Origin of the sequence: Paenibacillus sp. NPDC058177, from assembly GCF_042883835.1 — a bacterium.
In the GTDB taxonomy this organism is placed as follows: domain Bacteria; phylum Bacillota; class Bacilli; order Paenibacillales; family Paenibacillaceae; genus Paenibacillus_AQ; species Paenibacillus_AQ agri.
In genome coordinates, this window is the sequence record NZ_JBHVVB010000001.1 from 1,153,702 (window position 1) to 1,167,947 (window position 14,246).

Consider the following 14,246-nt stretch of genomic DNA (forward strand, 5'->3'; position numbering starts at 1 on the left):
ACTGTCGTCCGTGATAATGTCCCACGAGATATCATTAAAGAAGGGATCTATCTGCATCACGCCTGCACCGCTTTCGCCTTGTAATTGTAGATCTTACGCGGAATTCCGAGTTTCTCATAGGCACTCCGAAGAGCGTATGAATGCTAACTTTGTTCCAGGTATCAGAACACACTTCAGCAAGATATTAGATGACCTATTATTGCAAGAAATGTGATCTTTTTGTGATCTTTTCATATAAAAAAGAACTAAGAGCCCCTATAACACTAGCATTTATAAGGGTTCCTGGTTCTTATGTGTATATTACTTTATTGATATTTTCTACATATATAATATAGAGCTGCTGAAACATATAAAAGGTCATCATTGTTTTGGATAAATATTCTTGACATACTATATTATTCTTCAACACTAGACAAAGGAGATGAGATTATTAAAAAAGTCAGACGAATTCTGCTCTATCTCGGACTCGCAATTATTTTACTTGTAGGGATATGGTTGATCTTCCCAACATGGACACCCGCAATAAAAGGAGAAAACAGCATAAGCGAACTCAAGCAAGTCGAAATTAACGGCATCGGTCATGAATTGATGATCCGTGGTCAGGACAAGAACAACCCTGTTGTCATTTTTGTACATGGCGGTCCCGGCGTTCCGGAAATCCCTTACGTGACCAAATACCAGGATGAATTAGAAAAGCATTTCACGATCGTTCATTATGACGAGCGGGCCACCGGGAAATCGTATCACTTTGGAGAAGACTACTCGAATCTCACGAGTGATCTATTAGTGAAGGATTTGCTGGTTTTGACAGATTACATAAGTGATCGTTTGGATAAGAAGAAGGTTATTCTGATGGGGCATTCGTTTGGTACCTATATTGCTACACAGGCAGCCCATCAAGCTCCAGAAAAATATGAAGCCTACATAGGCATTGGTCAGATGGCAGATACCGTAGAGAGTGAACTGGATGCCTTGAATTACATGATCGATCAAGCTAAATCAAGCGGCAATACAACCGATGTCCAGCATTTGCAAGGGTTAACCGATAAAATCCAGAGTGGCGAGCAGTTAGCTCCACGAGATTATCTCCGGAAATATGGCGGGGCAGCAAGACTGATCGACGAAGCTACCGACATAAGGGACGGTTTCCTGTTCGGACCGGAGTATAACTTACTGGATATCATCCGTTTTTATCGCGGATTATTTTACTCACAGGATACTTTATTAAAGCCAGCTATGGATAAACCTCTACCAACTCTAGTCACCAAACTAGATTTACCTGTGTACTTTATTATGGGGAAATACGACTATATGACTACTGCGAATTCAGCCAATAATTATTTGGAAAAGTTAGAGGCACCTCATAAGGAACTTATACAATACGATCAATCCGCTCATTACCCTCAATTTGAAGAAAAAGATAAATTCTCGCAATGGATGATCGATACATTCGCACAATGAATTCATATAATGCATTTGCCATAAATGAAGGCTTAAAATACAAAAAAGGCTCCTCATGGGTTCAATCGAACCTTGAGGAGCTTTTTTTAACGTTCGGAAAAAGTTGCTAGGGAAGAGATGATCAGCAAATACATTCGCTGTACTGCGTCTACTCCCAATCCTCTTCCATCAGATCCGCTACAACAGCCACCGCAGCTTTACTGCCGGAGGCTGCAGCGTAAATTAATTGAGAAGGCATCACATAGGACGAGTCCCCGGCTGCGTATACTCCGGTTGCGGTGGTCCGGCCCATTTCGTCGGTTATAACCGTGTCGTTCTCTGTTATTTGATAATCCAGTGCTTCATTAAATCGGGCATTGGGCAGCAGCTTGGGATCAATAAATCCTCCACTCCGCTCTACAGAGGTGCCATCTGTGAAATGTACCCGCTCCAGCAAGCCATTTTGACCGGAAAAGGATGCGACAGGTGTGTCCACGATGGATATCCCTCTGGAAGCAAGCTTCTCCCGCTGTTCGGTATTCAGAATATCGTAGCCGTTCGTACACACCACGATGTCCTGGCTGTAGCCCATGACTAGTTTAACCTTATGGAATACGGCAGGATTGTCCGAGACGACAACAAGCGGCTGATCCCGTAGTTCCCATCCGTCGCAGAATGGACAGTTGAATAGGCTTTTTCCGTAAAAGTCTTGAAGCCCCTCGATTTCTGGAAGCTCCTCTTTCAGCCCGGCAGCCAAAATCAGCTTGCGGGCCAGCACTGGCTCACCCGCCGAGGTAGATAGAGAAAAACCAGCATCCGTCCTGCGAATATCACTCACCTCAGCCGGCAAATGCTGGACAGATGGGTAACGCAGCACTTCTTCATAGGCTATACGACGAAACTCGGCAGGCGTAACCCCATCCTGTGTAAGGTATCCGTGAGAGGCGTGTGTCACGCCGTTTCTGGGCTGGCTATTGTCGAGAAGCACCACACTTTTTCTAGCTCTGCCTAGTACCAGCGCAGCATTTAATCCTGCCGGTCCACCGCCGACAATGGCACAATCATAGATATGCATAAGTTTAAAACCTCCATAAGATAAATTAGATATTATAAAGATATTTTATATCTATAATTGATTAGCATTAAGCACTACCTTCACAATCGTAAGGGCAGTGCATATTAAGCGATAACTCATCAATTCAATTACAGATCTAATGTGTCTATGATAGCTTTAATTCAATCTATCTGTCAAGAAGCTTTCTAATTGGCGTCTGTTGATGGCATCTGTTAGCAGCGTTTGTTGACAAACCCTAGAAAATCCTTATATAGTTCAATTACTGACAATTAGAAATATAATCATTTAAGAGCCAAAGGAGGACGCCTTAATGGATACCAAGCAAGACACACTCTACTTGGATTTGCTGCAGCTTATCTCACTGAAAATAAAGAAACGAGCAGATGAAAGCATCAAAGAGCTGGGGTTAAATTCTCAGCAAGGAAAGATGATTGGCTATATTTATGAACATCAAGACAAGGGTCTGATTCAAAAGGATCTTTCCGATCGTTTCCACGTACGCGGTGCGAGCATCACCAGCATGCTTCAAGGTCTTGAAAAAAAGGGATACATCGAACGTAAAATCCCTGCCCATAACGAGCGTCAAAAGAATATTTATGTGCTACCCAAAGGCGTTGCACTAATCGAAGCCTTCGAGCAGTCTTTTCAACAGGTAGAGGCAGAAATCATTCAATCCCTCTCTGAGGATGAGCGGCAGACCTTCAAAGCTTTGTTGAAGAAAGTCAATGAAAATCTATAAAAAGATCCATTGTTTATATGTATCAATATTCCATTCTTCGTTCAGGATTGAATATTGATACGCATCATGCCAAATGGGCTCCCCACTTTCTGTTTTTCTGAAAAAAGCTTCTTTCTTGAAGTGCCCCTCTCGACGCATCGACAGACGCTCTAATAATCTCCAGGACGGTGCGTTGTCAGGGTTACATAAAGCCATGATCCGGTGTGCTCCTAATTCTTCAAAACCATATTTCAATACAGCTTGACAAGCTTCTGTGGCATAACCTTTACCGTGAAATTCAGGGTTGAAGATATATCCAATCACCCATGTTAAAAAGGGCTTCGGCTCTCTCTGCGCAAAATAAATATGACCGATCATTTTATTCGTATTTTTTAAGCAGACAGCCACAAAAGCATTCCCCTGCGAGCGCTCTGCCGCCATTAATTTGCACTCTTCTTCATTCCTTGCGGTATCGGGCTCATACTTTAATACATTTTCTTGAGACAGGTACTCATGCAAATCCCTCCAATCACTTGCCTCAAATTTACGAAGCATTAGTCTTTCCGATTCCAAAATAATCATTGTGCTCAATCTTTCCCGCATTGATGTAGGTTTATTCTAGGCGGTATAAGGTACATCATCAATGAACTTTTATACAATAGCCCTGCTTCTAGTCCGGGTCCTCCTCATTTTCGATAGAGGTTCCAGTAAGTCCGATTTGCCTTAGAGTCATATTCGCCTGGACTTTAATAGATGCACGGGCAAAATCAGGGCCCCAGGTAGGCTCCATCTTGTGCCAGGTACGAGGGTATTTGCGGTGAATATAACCGTTGAATCCAACGACATCCGTCTTCTCTTGCTGAATATGGTTGAGGAATGCTTCCATATCTGTTTTGCATTTCAGATCAAGCGCTTCTTTGACCTTCTTGAAATCCTCCATTTGATCTAGATGCAGCGCAGTTTCGTTCTCTACGATCATAACATCACCTTTAAGCTTCACTTCAAATTGCGGTTTTCCCTGAACCAGTTTCACGGCAATTTTGCTTGACAGTCGGTGCATATCCACATTGATCACCCCTTTTTCTTTGATGGGGACTGTGATACTGAATTTATTGATTTTTTTAGTGAGCCAAAAAAAGGAATGGGTCTCATCAACATTCAGTTTATATTTCATTTTCAGGTTGTTATCAAAGACCGCAATACCTGTCATTTGCATTTCCTGTTTATGCGATTGCTCCTTGCTGGACAAGGAGAGTTGCGGAAGTGTAGGGCTTTTGCCGGGATCATTAATGGCTTGCAGAAAATAGACCATGGCTTTGTCCGCCAGACCGCCTGTATTTTCATGTATTTTCAGAGCTCCCGTCGCCGGAGAGTCCTCGAGCGGATACACCATTTCCAGTAAACTTAAGGCGGTCCCCTTCTCTACAATGACCATATCCGTTCTAAGGCGAACATCTTTATTCCGGCTATATTCGTCCAAAATATTGGACAGCCCGTCTCTGGCCATACTCTCACCAATGACAATCATTCGACGGTTACCGGCAAAGATGGTACGTGACAGCTTGGGCTGGATCTGATTCGCTGCCTCCATAATGGATCTGCCTTTTCCAGTAAATACCTCAAAATGCTTGCTCAGGGAAGCTAAATTCCCATCACTGTTGTTGTTATTCGATTGTGGGATGAAAATCATCGCACTGGCCAAATATTGCCCATCCTTCTCTTTGTCCATCCCCCATCCAAGAATCACTGCACGGTCATTAAGCTCCACCCGATCCCAGCAGCTGGTGAGCAGGCACGAGATGACAACCAAGGGAAGCAGCCTATGAAGCATCCATCTCATGAATTCCTCTCCTCACGCGGATTTGATCGTGGTGTGCCGGACATTGGAGGTGATTTCTGCACAGCCGGGCGCGGCCTGCGATGCATCATCCAGCGTGGAGCGCGAATGAAGGTATCACGCAGGGACTGGCCCTCCCTGTCGACGAGTGGACTCAGATATGGTGTACCATATGAAGACAGGTTCGTCAGATGAACAATCAAGAGGATCGATCCCATAATAATTCCGAACAGGCCGAACAACGCAGCGAAAATCAGCATCGGAAAACGCAGCATGCGCGCAGCTGTACCGACATTGTAACGTGGAGCCGCAAACGACGAAATCCCGGTAGCCGCTACAACGATTACCATAGGAGCCGATACAATTCCAGCTTGAACAGCGGCTTGTCCAATGACCAACGCCCCTACAATGCTGACAGCGGAGCCAATCTGCTTCGGAAGTCTGAGACCCGCTTCTCTAAGTCCTTCGAACATAAATTCCATAATAAGAACCTCGAACACAACGGGCAGAGGAATCCCTTCACGTGCGGTCAATATGCTCAAGAGCAGGTTGGTCGGCAGCATTTGGGGATGATAGGAGGTGATCGAAATGTACAGGGACGGCAGATAAATGGAGATGAGAAACAAGATTAGCCGGACCACCCGAATCGCCGATGTATAGATGAACCGTTCGTAATAATCATCCGCTGCTTGAAGACCAGATAAAAGCGTCATCGGCAGAATCAATACGAACGGATTGCCATCAATAAGGATGGCCACCTTCCCCTCCAGCAGACTGGAGCTCACGATGTCTGGCCGCTCTGTGTTCTGGATCTGTGGAAACAAAGTGAACGCGGACTCTTCAATGAACTCTTCCATATAATTCGATACCTGGTCGGCCTTAATATTCTTAATCCGTTCTCTGACTTCATTGACGATATCAACAGGCGCTATATGCTTAAGGTAGGCTATGACAATTTTCCGTTTGGCGTTCTCACCCACTCGAAAAGCCTCTGTTTTAAGCGATGGATTGGGCAGTGCTCTGCGAAGCATTGTAATATTGGTGTTTAAATCCTCGATGAATCCCTCCCGGGGTCCCCGAACCACGACCTCATTGCTTGGCTCCTCAATACTTCGCTTGGGAGGCTGGCTGATTTCCATACTGTACGCCGCTGCTTCCCCTTGACTGAAGCAAACAATGGCACCGCAGGCAATCTCGGCCGCCACCTGATTGACATCAGTGATGGGTTCAGAGATCGAAGATACGAAAGCTCTGAGGATGTTAGCAGTAAAGGGTTCGTTACCAGGAAGCGCACTCAAGGGCTTAATAATATCGAGATTCAATAAATGGGGATCGGTAAATCCCTGAAGATAGACGAAGAGGAGCCGGGAGGGTCCCTCAAACTCAAGGTGTCTGAATATAACGTCCGTGCAGTCCTCAAAAATATCCCGTATGGCATGTTCAGTCTGATCCAGGTCTTCCGTCAAATGGATAGAATGCGGCTCGCGGTATGGAGTTTGATCTGACCGTGACGGGTTTCGTGGCAGGTTACTCAAGACCATCCCTCGCTTTATCCTGATTTATTCATGTGGCTAGACTTTGAAATAACGAATGTACGTATAGTAATACATGCTTAGCATAAGGATCAGGAGTGTAACCCCGGACCATCTCCACCCCAGGCTCACCTTGGGAATTCTTGGAACTACTCCAGATTGCGCTTGTTGTTTCTTTCGTCTGTGAAGCAGAATCAAGATCCAGAGGATTACCGGAAGGATCAAGTAAAGTAGCGGAATCATCACCGGATCGATGTACCTCAGGAGAAGCGCTCGGGTTGTTAGTAGACTGGACGTAAGACCCGCTGCCCATACGGCAAGTACTGAAATGGGGATAATGAGTAGCTTCCATTTCTTTATCCCAAGCCACTGAGCAGTCCCGTAACTGAGGCAAAATAAATAAAACCCAAGCTTAATGAATGCGCTACAGACCCATAGCGCGATCATTATTACCTCAATCCGCTGCAGAAATTCGCCGACTTCAATATAGCGGACCAATTCGTAGAGCGGATATTGCATTTTAGCGGCCAATCCCGGTCCAAAGGTTAACAGGATAAAGGTCGTTGTAAGGACCATTAAGCCGACAGCAAGTGTAAATCCGACATAAATCTTCGGAGTGACCCCTTTCTGTTTGTTCAAGAACCCATAGACCAATACAAGCAGATAAGAGTCCCCGTACATCTCCATCATCGTGAAGGTACCTCTTGCCATGTTTAATGGACTCGTATCGGCAGCAATGGGGAGAAGGAATGTGAAATCGAGGTTGCTCAAATTCAGGATATAAATACACAAAAACATCAACACAATAAGTGGTCCCATCAGTTCAGCACAGCGGGCGATCGTGTTGATTCCATTCGTGGCTACAGCAAAGGCAACAACGACGAACAAGACAATAACTACAGCCGTAAGCGGCGTTTCCTTGAATAAAGCCATGATTATAAAATCAACGACGGAACGCAGGATATTCCCTAGTGAAATCATCCAAAAGGCCAGATAAGGAAGCACCCAAAACCGCCCCACCCATTTGCCGAGTACTTCCTGAGTGAATTCTATAAAGGTCTGCCCCGGGAAATATTTAGCGTTGCGGACAGCCAGAGCCAGCACGATAAAGCCTGCAACGCCCGCCAGAATCACGCTGAACCAGGCGTCCTGCTTCGTGACCTTCATTGTCCCGGACAGGTAGATCGGAAGTCCGACATTTATGCAAAAGATGAGCCACATCAGTTGAGTTCGGGTAAGTTTCAAATTGAGTCCTCCATTTGTTACCGATAACAACTGTATTATTACCTTGTTTTGGGTTTACATGCATATATTATGTTCACATCGGATGCAACAGAAAGAACCTCCTTACCCGTACATCGTACAGATAAAGAGGCTCTCGTAAAATTAGGTAGCGGTTTTAAGTCATTCTTAACTCAAAGCTTTGCCAATATCATAATCAAGGATATCAATATCCAGATCCAATCCCAGTGCCATCTTCGCCAGTTGGCTGCCAATAAAGGGTCCCATCGTTAACCCCGAAGATCCTAGCCCGTTGGCTGCTATAAGCCCTTCCCAGCCTGGAATAGGACCCATCACAGGAAGAAAACCCGGTGTGAACGGGCGGAAGCCCACTCGTACCTCCTGAAACGTACTATTGGCTAAGCCAGGGGCCAGTTCTAACCCTTTATTCAGAATTTCCTGCATCCCCCCTGGGGTTATCCTTGTATCGTAGCCTTCCACCTCATTCTCATGAGTTGCGCCAATCACAATCTTCTGCCCATCAAAAGCGAGCAAGTATTGGTCTGATGGCGGCATGATTACCGGCCAGTTCCCTGCATCTTGACGGTCCTCGACCTGTAGATGCATAATTTGTGCTTTTTGAAAACGAACCTCGAACTGAATCCCCAAAGGTTGCAGCAGCTGAGGGGCCCATGCCCCTGCACAGACTATAACCTCGTCGGCCGGAAAGCTTTGCTCTCCGACAGTAGCCCCTATTACACGGTTTGCTTGAAATTGCAGTTCGGCATCCCCATTTACAAGGACTGCCCCGTTCCTTTGCGCGGATCGAAGCAGCGCGTCTCGAAGCGCACGGCCATCGACACGGGCGCCTCCACTAATTTGAACAGAATGATATCCTTCTCCAAGTAGTGGAAATAACGTATGGGTTTCTTTTTCATCAAGCCGGGTAATTTCACCGATCTCAGGTGCCTCTATTTTGCGAATCTGTGCCCGCTCTTCCATCTTCCCGATTTTCTCCAGATCATGATGAATACTAAGCGCACCTACTTGGGCATAACCAGTATCGGTTTCCCCTTCGTTCAAGAGTTCCTCAATCAACCCGGGGTAAAAGCGTGCGCCGGACTTTGCCAACTGGTACCACGCCTGATTACGCCGCTGAGAGAGCCATGGACAGATTATGCCCGCAGCGGCATCGGTAGCCTGTCCGCTATCCTGACGATCTATGATAAGGACCTCTGCACCCATTTTTGCTAACTGATAGGCAGTCGAAGCCCCTAGAATTCCTGATCCAATGACGATAACTTTCTTCACAATAACATTCCTTTCCTCAAGCCCTTTACCTATTATAGCGAAAATTTTATATTACAAAAATACCACTGACCTGAATTAGTTCTTCAGAGCAGTGGTTGAGAATTCCATTTGTTCACACTTTTTTATATCAGACTAAGCTCGTAGACCTCCTCAGTGTGACTCACACCCCAGGAATGATCTTCACGTTCTGCAGTTTTTTTGAAGCCTACATTTTGATACATTTGTATCGCCTTCGTCTGATCTTCTGTTGTTTCCAGAAATACGGTTTGATATTTTCTTTCTTTACAATAATCTAGTGCTTCCTGAAGTAATGTTCTTCCAAGGCCTATTCCTCTAAATTCAGGATGTATAATAAACCATCTTAGTTGCGCTTTTTCAGACGAATGACCCACTATCGCAATAGCGCCGACGATTTCGCCACCCACTTCTGCAAACCAGAATCGATCCTTATCAGGGCTGTATTTTTCAAAAAATTCGTAGAAGGTTTTGCAGACATATCCTTCAAACACATGATTATAGCCGCATTCTTTCGCATAAACCCAGCCATGCAAGTGGATCAAATAGCCTATATCCCCAGGCTTCAAATCAGATCGAATGTGAACATTCTGGACTTTATGCGAATTGTCCGACAGAACATTTTCAATCGCCATCATATGTTTACCAATACTTCTTTGGTGTTGTTCCGGTAAGTTGTTAACCAATTGGCGAACCTGTTCCTCAGACATGGTATCCAATCTTGAGAAAATATCCTTCCCTTGATCTGTCAAGAAAAGATGATAAGATCGGCCATCATCCTTGGACTTAATCCGATAGGAGATTCCTTGCTTTTCAAATCGTTTTAAAATCCGGCTTAAATATCCGGCATCAAGCTTTAGCTGGTCAATGAGCATTTTAGCGGTGCAGTTTTCTGTGTTCTGGATTTCATAAAGTACCCGCGCTTCTGACAGCGAAAACTCACTATTCAATAGGTGTTGATCTAGTAACCCAAGAATATTCGTATAGAAGCGATTGAATCTTCTGACGATAGGGACAACTGATGTGTCTACAGAATTCATGTTTAAAATCCTCCCAAACTTGTTGTACGAACATAGTTTAAGCAATTTATTTGACATAGTCAATTATTAATATGTCATAGTCAACTATATACGTGATATAGTCAACTGAAAAATGTAACGTATTCATCTTTCACCGGTGTCTAAAAATTTTGATTTTCAGTATTCTTTGGGGTGGTTTCGAATCTATCTCAAGATCCGTACTTCTCCGTCAAGTAACGGACTCCAGAGTCCTTATTGCCTCTTCATTCAACATTCAGAAAAGATAACGGACTCCAGGGACGCTATTGGCCTAAATCCTGTTAAAAATCCGCTGTTTGGGGGGAAATAGCGTCTCCTGAGTCCACTACATGTTCCAAGAGCAACTTCTAATGAATATAACGGCTTTACGGTCCGTTAGCCCCCATAAGTAAACCCTAACTGTTTAAATAGCTTGTTTTGAATGCGGCCTTAACCAGGTGCTAATCTCTCAAAGATTGACAGATTGTAAGCAATAGAATTATAATCTAAATTAATCAAAGTATATTACTAGGATTTAAACATCGCGAATCATCCCATCACATTATGGATTGTCCAGAAAAAGGAGCCTGCCTCATGCCAAATGTTCAAACGTTCAAAGCTACTGCCCATTTGCAAGACGGCGTCAGAGTCGTTACAAAAGCAAGACAATTCGAACTCATCATCGACGAACCTCAAAGCCTTGGAGGTACGGATACCGGAATGAATCCAGTCGAGGCCTTGCTTGCCTCATTAGGCGCTTGCCAATCCATTGTAGCCCGGGTCTATGCTCCCAAGTTTGAAGTAGAGCTGGAAGATTTCAGAGTCGAGGTTGAAGGTGATCTGGATCTCGATGGATTTTTCAACCGATCTGAAGTCCGGCCTGGCTACTCCGATATTCGATACACCTTCTACATAAAGTCCTCATCGCCTGCCGAAAGGATCGAGCAATTCGTGCAATTTCTAGAGAGCAAATGCCCTGTGGGAGACAGCCTTGCCGCTCCAGTGAATCTCAAGCTGAACCGCATCGTAATTGAATAATTGAAATTAATAAACGGAATCTAATTTAAACTACGAATAGGGCTGTAGAGTTGCTACCCGGCAACTTTGCAGCCCTATAACTTTTATTCAGGATTACATGATCCGCTCTAACAAAACTCTTATTGGCTCTGCCACAGGCTGCTGCAACAAAGTTGACTCAATCATCTCCATCATTCCTTCATCATATAATTACATATCATGCTACTAATTACGGCCTTCGGAGGTACCCATGAATGAGCGATATACTTAATTCGATAGATAAGGAAATTGATCAGTTAACCGCATTCCTGTTACAGCAGCAGCGGCAAGACGGCTCGTGGCATTATTGTTTTGAGAACGGGATCGTCATCGATGCCTATGTCATTATTCTGTTTCGGATATTGAATGTGCAGAATGAGGAGCTGATCCGGCAGCTGTATGACCGTATTCTTAACGAGCAGCAGCCAGGCGGTTTCTGGAGATTGTACCCTGATGAAGAGGATGGGAATTTATCCGCAACTGTCGAAGCTTACTACGCCCTGCTCTATTCCGGATATAGCAAAATCACAGACGAGCCCATCCAGCGAGCCAAACGTTATATTCAGTCTAAAGGTGGTCTTGGAAAAGTCACCAGCATTTTGACCAAAGCCATCCTTGCTGCTACCGGCCAAAGCAAATGGCCCTTGTCGGTCTCCCTCATTCCACTGGAAGTGCTGATGTTCCCTAATTATTTTCCTTTTAATTATTATGAGTTCTCCGGCTATTCAAGAGTTCATCTCACCCCTATGCTGATCATGGCCGACCGGCGCTTCTCGATTACAACTGCCGATGCTCCCGACCTGTCAGACCTAATGGATACACGAGTAGATGCTGAGGAGCCAATTTCACGCGAATATCAGGAAATGCAGAAAGACATTCATTCCGGTCTAAGCAGACTTATTGGCACACCCCGCTCTATCCATGAAGCCGCCAGGACCAAGGCAGAACAGTTCATGCTCCAGCGCATCGAATCTGACGGCACCCTTTACAGCTACGCTACCAGTACAATTCTGATGGTGTTTGCCCTGCTGGCCCTGAAATACGATCAACAACACCCTCTGATTACAGAAGCCATTAAAGGACTTACAGCGATGCAATACCGTTCCCCAGGCAAAACAACGATCCAAAACTCCCCCTCCACCGTGTGGGATACCGCTCTAATTGCCTACGCTTTGCAAGAGTCCCGAATAGGCGGTGAGCACAAAGCGATTACGCAAGCTGCATCCTATTTGCTGCCCAGACAGCATCATAAACGGGGAGATTGGAGCATCCATAATGACAACATAGAACCGGGAGGATGGGGATTTTCCGAGTCCAATACGATCAATCCGGATGTGGATGACACGACAGCGGCATTACGGGCGATTCATAGCTTGTCGAGAACATCCGGGCCGTACCAGGAGTCTTGGAATCGCGGACTGAATTGGGTACTGTCCATGCAGAATAAAGACGGCGGCTGGCCTGCTTTTGAAAAGAACACCAACAAAGAAATGCTCACATGGCTCGCCATCGACGGTGCCAAATCGGCTGCCACAGATCCCTCCGAGGCGGACCTTACAGGTCGTACCTTAGAGTATCTCGGGAAATTTGCTGGGCTAGATATGCGGTATGAGTTCATTAAGCGGGGAAGTAAATGGTTGATCCGCAATCAGGAGAAGGATGGTTCATGGTACGGAAGATGGGGTGTTTGTTATATCTATGGAACATGGGCTGCATTAACCGGTTTGATGGCTGTCGGAGTGCCGGCAGATCATGATTCCGTGCAAAAAGGAGCACAGTGGCTCCTAAGCATCCAGAACCCGGACGGTGGATGGGGAGAATCCTGCCATAGCGACCGGCTGCTCCATTATGTGCCTTTAGGAGAAAGCACCCCCTCCCAAACCGCCTGGGCTCTAGATGCTCTGATCGCCACGCAGCCAAAACCAACACCTGCTATAGATCAAGGCATCCGCAGGCTTATTGCGTCCATGCATGAAGACAATTGGAAGACTACCTATCCAACAGGCGCTGGCCTCCCGGGCAACTTTTACATCCACTATCATAGCTACCGCTATATCTGGCCGCTGCTCGCGCTGAGTCATTACAGAAAGAAATACGGGGATTGCTAGATCAATGAATTCATCGTAGAATTACGTTGTTGAACTGTCGAGGGGGAACTTACCATGAACATCCATAGAGAACTTATAGCAGAACGACGAACCTATACCGCCTCTCGGGTGACACACTCCCACCCCTATGCGCAATTAATAATGCCACTGCAAGGTGAAATGGCTATTGAGGCAGGCGCTGAAAATCATGTGCTCGGTGACGAGCTATTATTTTACGTCCCTCCTAAATGTGATCATTCTTTTCATTCTAATGTACGCAATGAGTTTCTGGTGTTGGATATTCCAGATGTGATGATTCCATCCAGCAGGCTGGACCATAAAGGCACCACATACGCGTTAAACAACAAGTGGAAAGGCATCCGGTATCTCATCCTGAATGAATTGAACCAAGAATCGGCCTCTCCCTCTGCACTTAAGGAGCTGTTTCCGTATATTTCGCATAATTTAATCAGCCAGCGGCAGCCCAAATCCATCCAGTATATTCATGAGCATTATCACGAGAATATATCGGTGCAGCAGTTGGCGGAGCTGGAGCATTACAACCGGTCATATTATTCAGACTGGTTTTTTAGAGAAACAGGGTCAACGCCGTCCAGTTATTTGCAAAAAATCAGGTTGCATAAAGCAAAGCAATTACTGCGCGAGACCAACTACTCTATGCTGCAGGTTGCCCTACAAGTCGGCTTGGAGCATCAATCCTCCTTAACGCGTTTGTTCCAGCAATTTGAACAGATAACCCCGAGCCAATACCGCAAACAGCATGCCACATCTGGCACGGAGTAAAATCAACCTGGAATTCAGACAAAAGAGCCTATCCCTGAGCTTGTAAAATGAATATGAACTTGGCCCGTACAAGTACACGGTAAGTTCCCCTTATAACTGTGATTGCCTGTGAA

12 protein-coding genes are annotated in these 14,246 nt (G+C 45.4%); 5 read left to right on the forward strand and 7 right to left on the reverse strand.

Annotated features, from left to right (window positions below; genetic code table 11):
- The first annotated feature begins 429 nt into the window (after positions 1-429).
- Positions 430-1,461 carry an alpha/beta fold hydrolase gene (locus tag ACFVU8_RS05540; RefSeq protein WP_387427205.1) on the forward strand — a complete coding sequence of 344 codons (1,032 nt, stop codon included), beginning with the start codon at positions 430-432 and terminating at the stop codon, positions 1,459-1,461.
- Positions 1,462-1,609: 148 nt separating this feature from the next.
- Here the strand turns inward: ACFVU8_RS05540 and ACFVU8_RS05545 are convergent, their stop codons facing one another.
- Entirely contained in the window at positions 1,610-2,515 is a 906-nt protein-coding gene (locus tag ACFVU8_RS05545; RefSeq protein WP_387426166.1) for an NAD(P)/FAD-dependent oxidoreductase, read from the reverse strand.
- Between the two features lie 310 nt (positions 2,516-2,825).
- On the opposite strand from ACFVU8_RS05545, the gene ACFVU8_RS05550 reads away from it, so the two are divergent.
- Complete coding sequence (locus ACFVU8_RS05550) at positions 2,826-3,254, forward strand: MarR family winged helix-turn-helix transcriptional regulator (protein ID WP_175371052.1); 429 nt, start codon at positions 2,826-2,828, stop codon at positions 3,252-3,254.
- On the opposite strand, the gene ACFVU8_RS05555 is transcribed toward ACFVU8_RS05550, so the two are convergent.
- The 6 genes from ACFVU8_RS05555 to ACFVU8_RS05580 all read right to left on the reverse strand — a co-directional run bounded on the left by ACFVU8_RS05555 (position 3,249) and on the right by ACFVU8_RS05580 (position 10,189).
- Complete coding sequence (locus ACFVU8_RS05555; protein WP_387426168.1) at positions 3,249-3,815, reverse strand: GNAT family N-acetyltransferase; 567 nt, start codon at positions 3,813-3,815, stop codon at positions 3,249-3,251. The genes ACFVU8_RS05550 and ACFVU8_RS05555 overlap by 6 nt on opposite strands.
- Before the next feature lie 88 nt (positions 3,816-3,903).
- On the reverse strand, positions 3,904-5,073 hold the full coding sequence (locus ACFVU8_RS05560) for a Ger(x)C family spore germination protein (RefSeq protein ID WP_387426169.1): 1,170 nt from the start codon (positions 5,071-5,073) through the stop codon (positions 3,904-3,906).
- The gene (locus ACFVU8_RS05565; protein ID WP_387426170.1) at positions 5,070-6,605 is read right to left on the reverse strand and encodes a spore germination protein; all 1,536 of its coding nucleotides are present in this window, start codon (positions 6,603-6,605) and stop codon (positions 5,070-5,072) included. Before ACFVU8_RS05565 ends, ACFVU8_RS05560 begins: the two co-directional genes overlap by 4 nt.
- Before the next feature lie 36 nt (positions 6,606-6,641).
- On the reverse strand, positions 6,642-7,847 hold the full coding sequence (locus tag ACFVU8_RS05570; protein WP_387426172.1) for a GerAB/ArcD/ProY family transporter: 1,206 nt from the start codon (positions 7,845-7,847) through the stop codon (positions 6,642-6,644).
- Between the two features lie 165 nt (positions 7,848-8,012).
- Positions 8,013-9,134 (reverse strand): NAD(P)/FAD-dependent oxidoreductase, encoded by a 1,122-nt coding sequence (locus ACFVU8_RS05575; protein WP_387426173.1) that lies wholly within the window; start codon positions 9,132-9,134, stop codon positions 8,013-8,015.
- A 122-nt stretch (positions 9,135-9,256) separates the two neighbouring features.
- Positions 9,257-10,189, reverse strand: coding sequence for a bifunctional helix-turn-helix transcriptional regulator/GNAT family N-acetyltransferase (locus ACFVU8_RS05580; RefSeq protein ID WP_387426174.1), 933 nt, complete (start codon positions 10,187-10,189; stop codon positions 9,257-9,259).
- A gap of 591 nt (positions 10,190-10,780) precedes the next feature.
- Here ACFVU8_RS05580 and ACFVU8_RS05585 point away from each other — a divergent pair.
- The 3 genes from ACFVU8_RS05585 to ACFVU8_RS05595 all read left to right on the forward strand — a co-directional run bounded on the left by ACFVU8_RS05585 (position 10,781) and on the right by ACFVU8_RS05595 (position 14,133).
- Positions 10,781-11,224: an OsmC family protein gene (locus ACFVU8_RS05585; RefSeq protein ID WP_379466874.1), complete on the forward strand. Its 444-nt coding sequence runs from the start codon at positions 10,781-10,783 to the stop codon at positions 11,222-11,224.
- Between the two features lie 233 nt (positions 11,225-11,457).
- A complete protein-coding gene (gene shc, locus ACFVU8_RS05590) occupies positions 11,458-13,350 on the forward strand; it encodes a squalene--hopene cyclase (RefSeq protein WP_387426175.1) in 1,893 nt (630 codons plus the stop codon).
- 54 nt (positions 13,351-13,404) lie between these two features.
- Positions 13,405-14,133 (forward strand): helix-turn-helix transcriptional regulator, encoded by a 729-nt coding sequence (locus tag ACFVU8_RS05595; RefSeq protein WP_387426176.1) that lies wholly within the window; start codon positions 13,405-13,407, stop codon positions 14,131-14,133.
- The last annotated feature ends 113 nt before the right edge of the window (positions 14,134-14,246 follow it).

What these genes read in the sequence shown, in the direction of transcription:
- ACFVU8_RS05545 (WP_387426166.1), bottom strand. Translation starts at nt 2,515, where the DNA reads ATGCATATCTATGATTGTGCCATTGTCGGCGGTGGACCGGCAGGATTA.
- ACFVU8_RS05550 (WP_175371052.1), top strand. Translation starts at nt 2,826, where the DNA reads ATGGATACCAAGCAAGACACACTCTACTTGGATTTGCTGCAGCTTATC.
- ACFVU8_RS05555 (WP_387426168.1), bottom strand. Translation starts at nt 3,815, where the DNA reads ATGATTATTTTGGAATCGGAAAGACTAATGCTTCGTAAATTTGAGGCA.
- ACFVU8_RS05560 (WP_387426169.1), bottom strand. Translation starts at nt 5,073, where the DNA reads ATGAGATGGATGCTTCATAGGCTGCTTCCCTTGGTTGTCATCTCGTGC.
- ACFVU8_RS05580 (WP_387426174.1), bottom strand. Translation starts at nt 10,189, where the DNA reads ATGAATTCTGTAGACACATCAGTTGTCCCTATCGTCAGAAGATTCAAT.
- ACFVU8_RS05585 (WP_379466874.1), top strand. Translation starts at nt 10,781, where the DNA reads ATGCCAAATGTTCAAACGTTCAAAGCTACTGCCCATTTGCAAGACGGC.
- shc (WP_387426175.1), top strand. Translation starts at nt 11,458, where the DNA reads ATGAGCGATATACTTAATTCGATAGATAAGGAAATTGATCAGTTAACC.
- ACFVU8_RS05595 (WP_387426176.1), top strand. Translation starts at nt 13,405, where the DNA reads ATGAACATCCATAGAGAACTTATAGCAGAACGACGAACCTATACCGCC.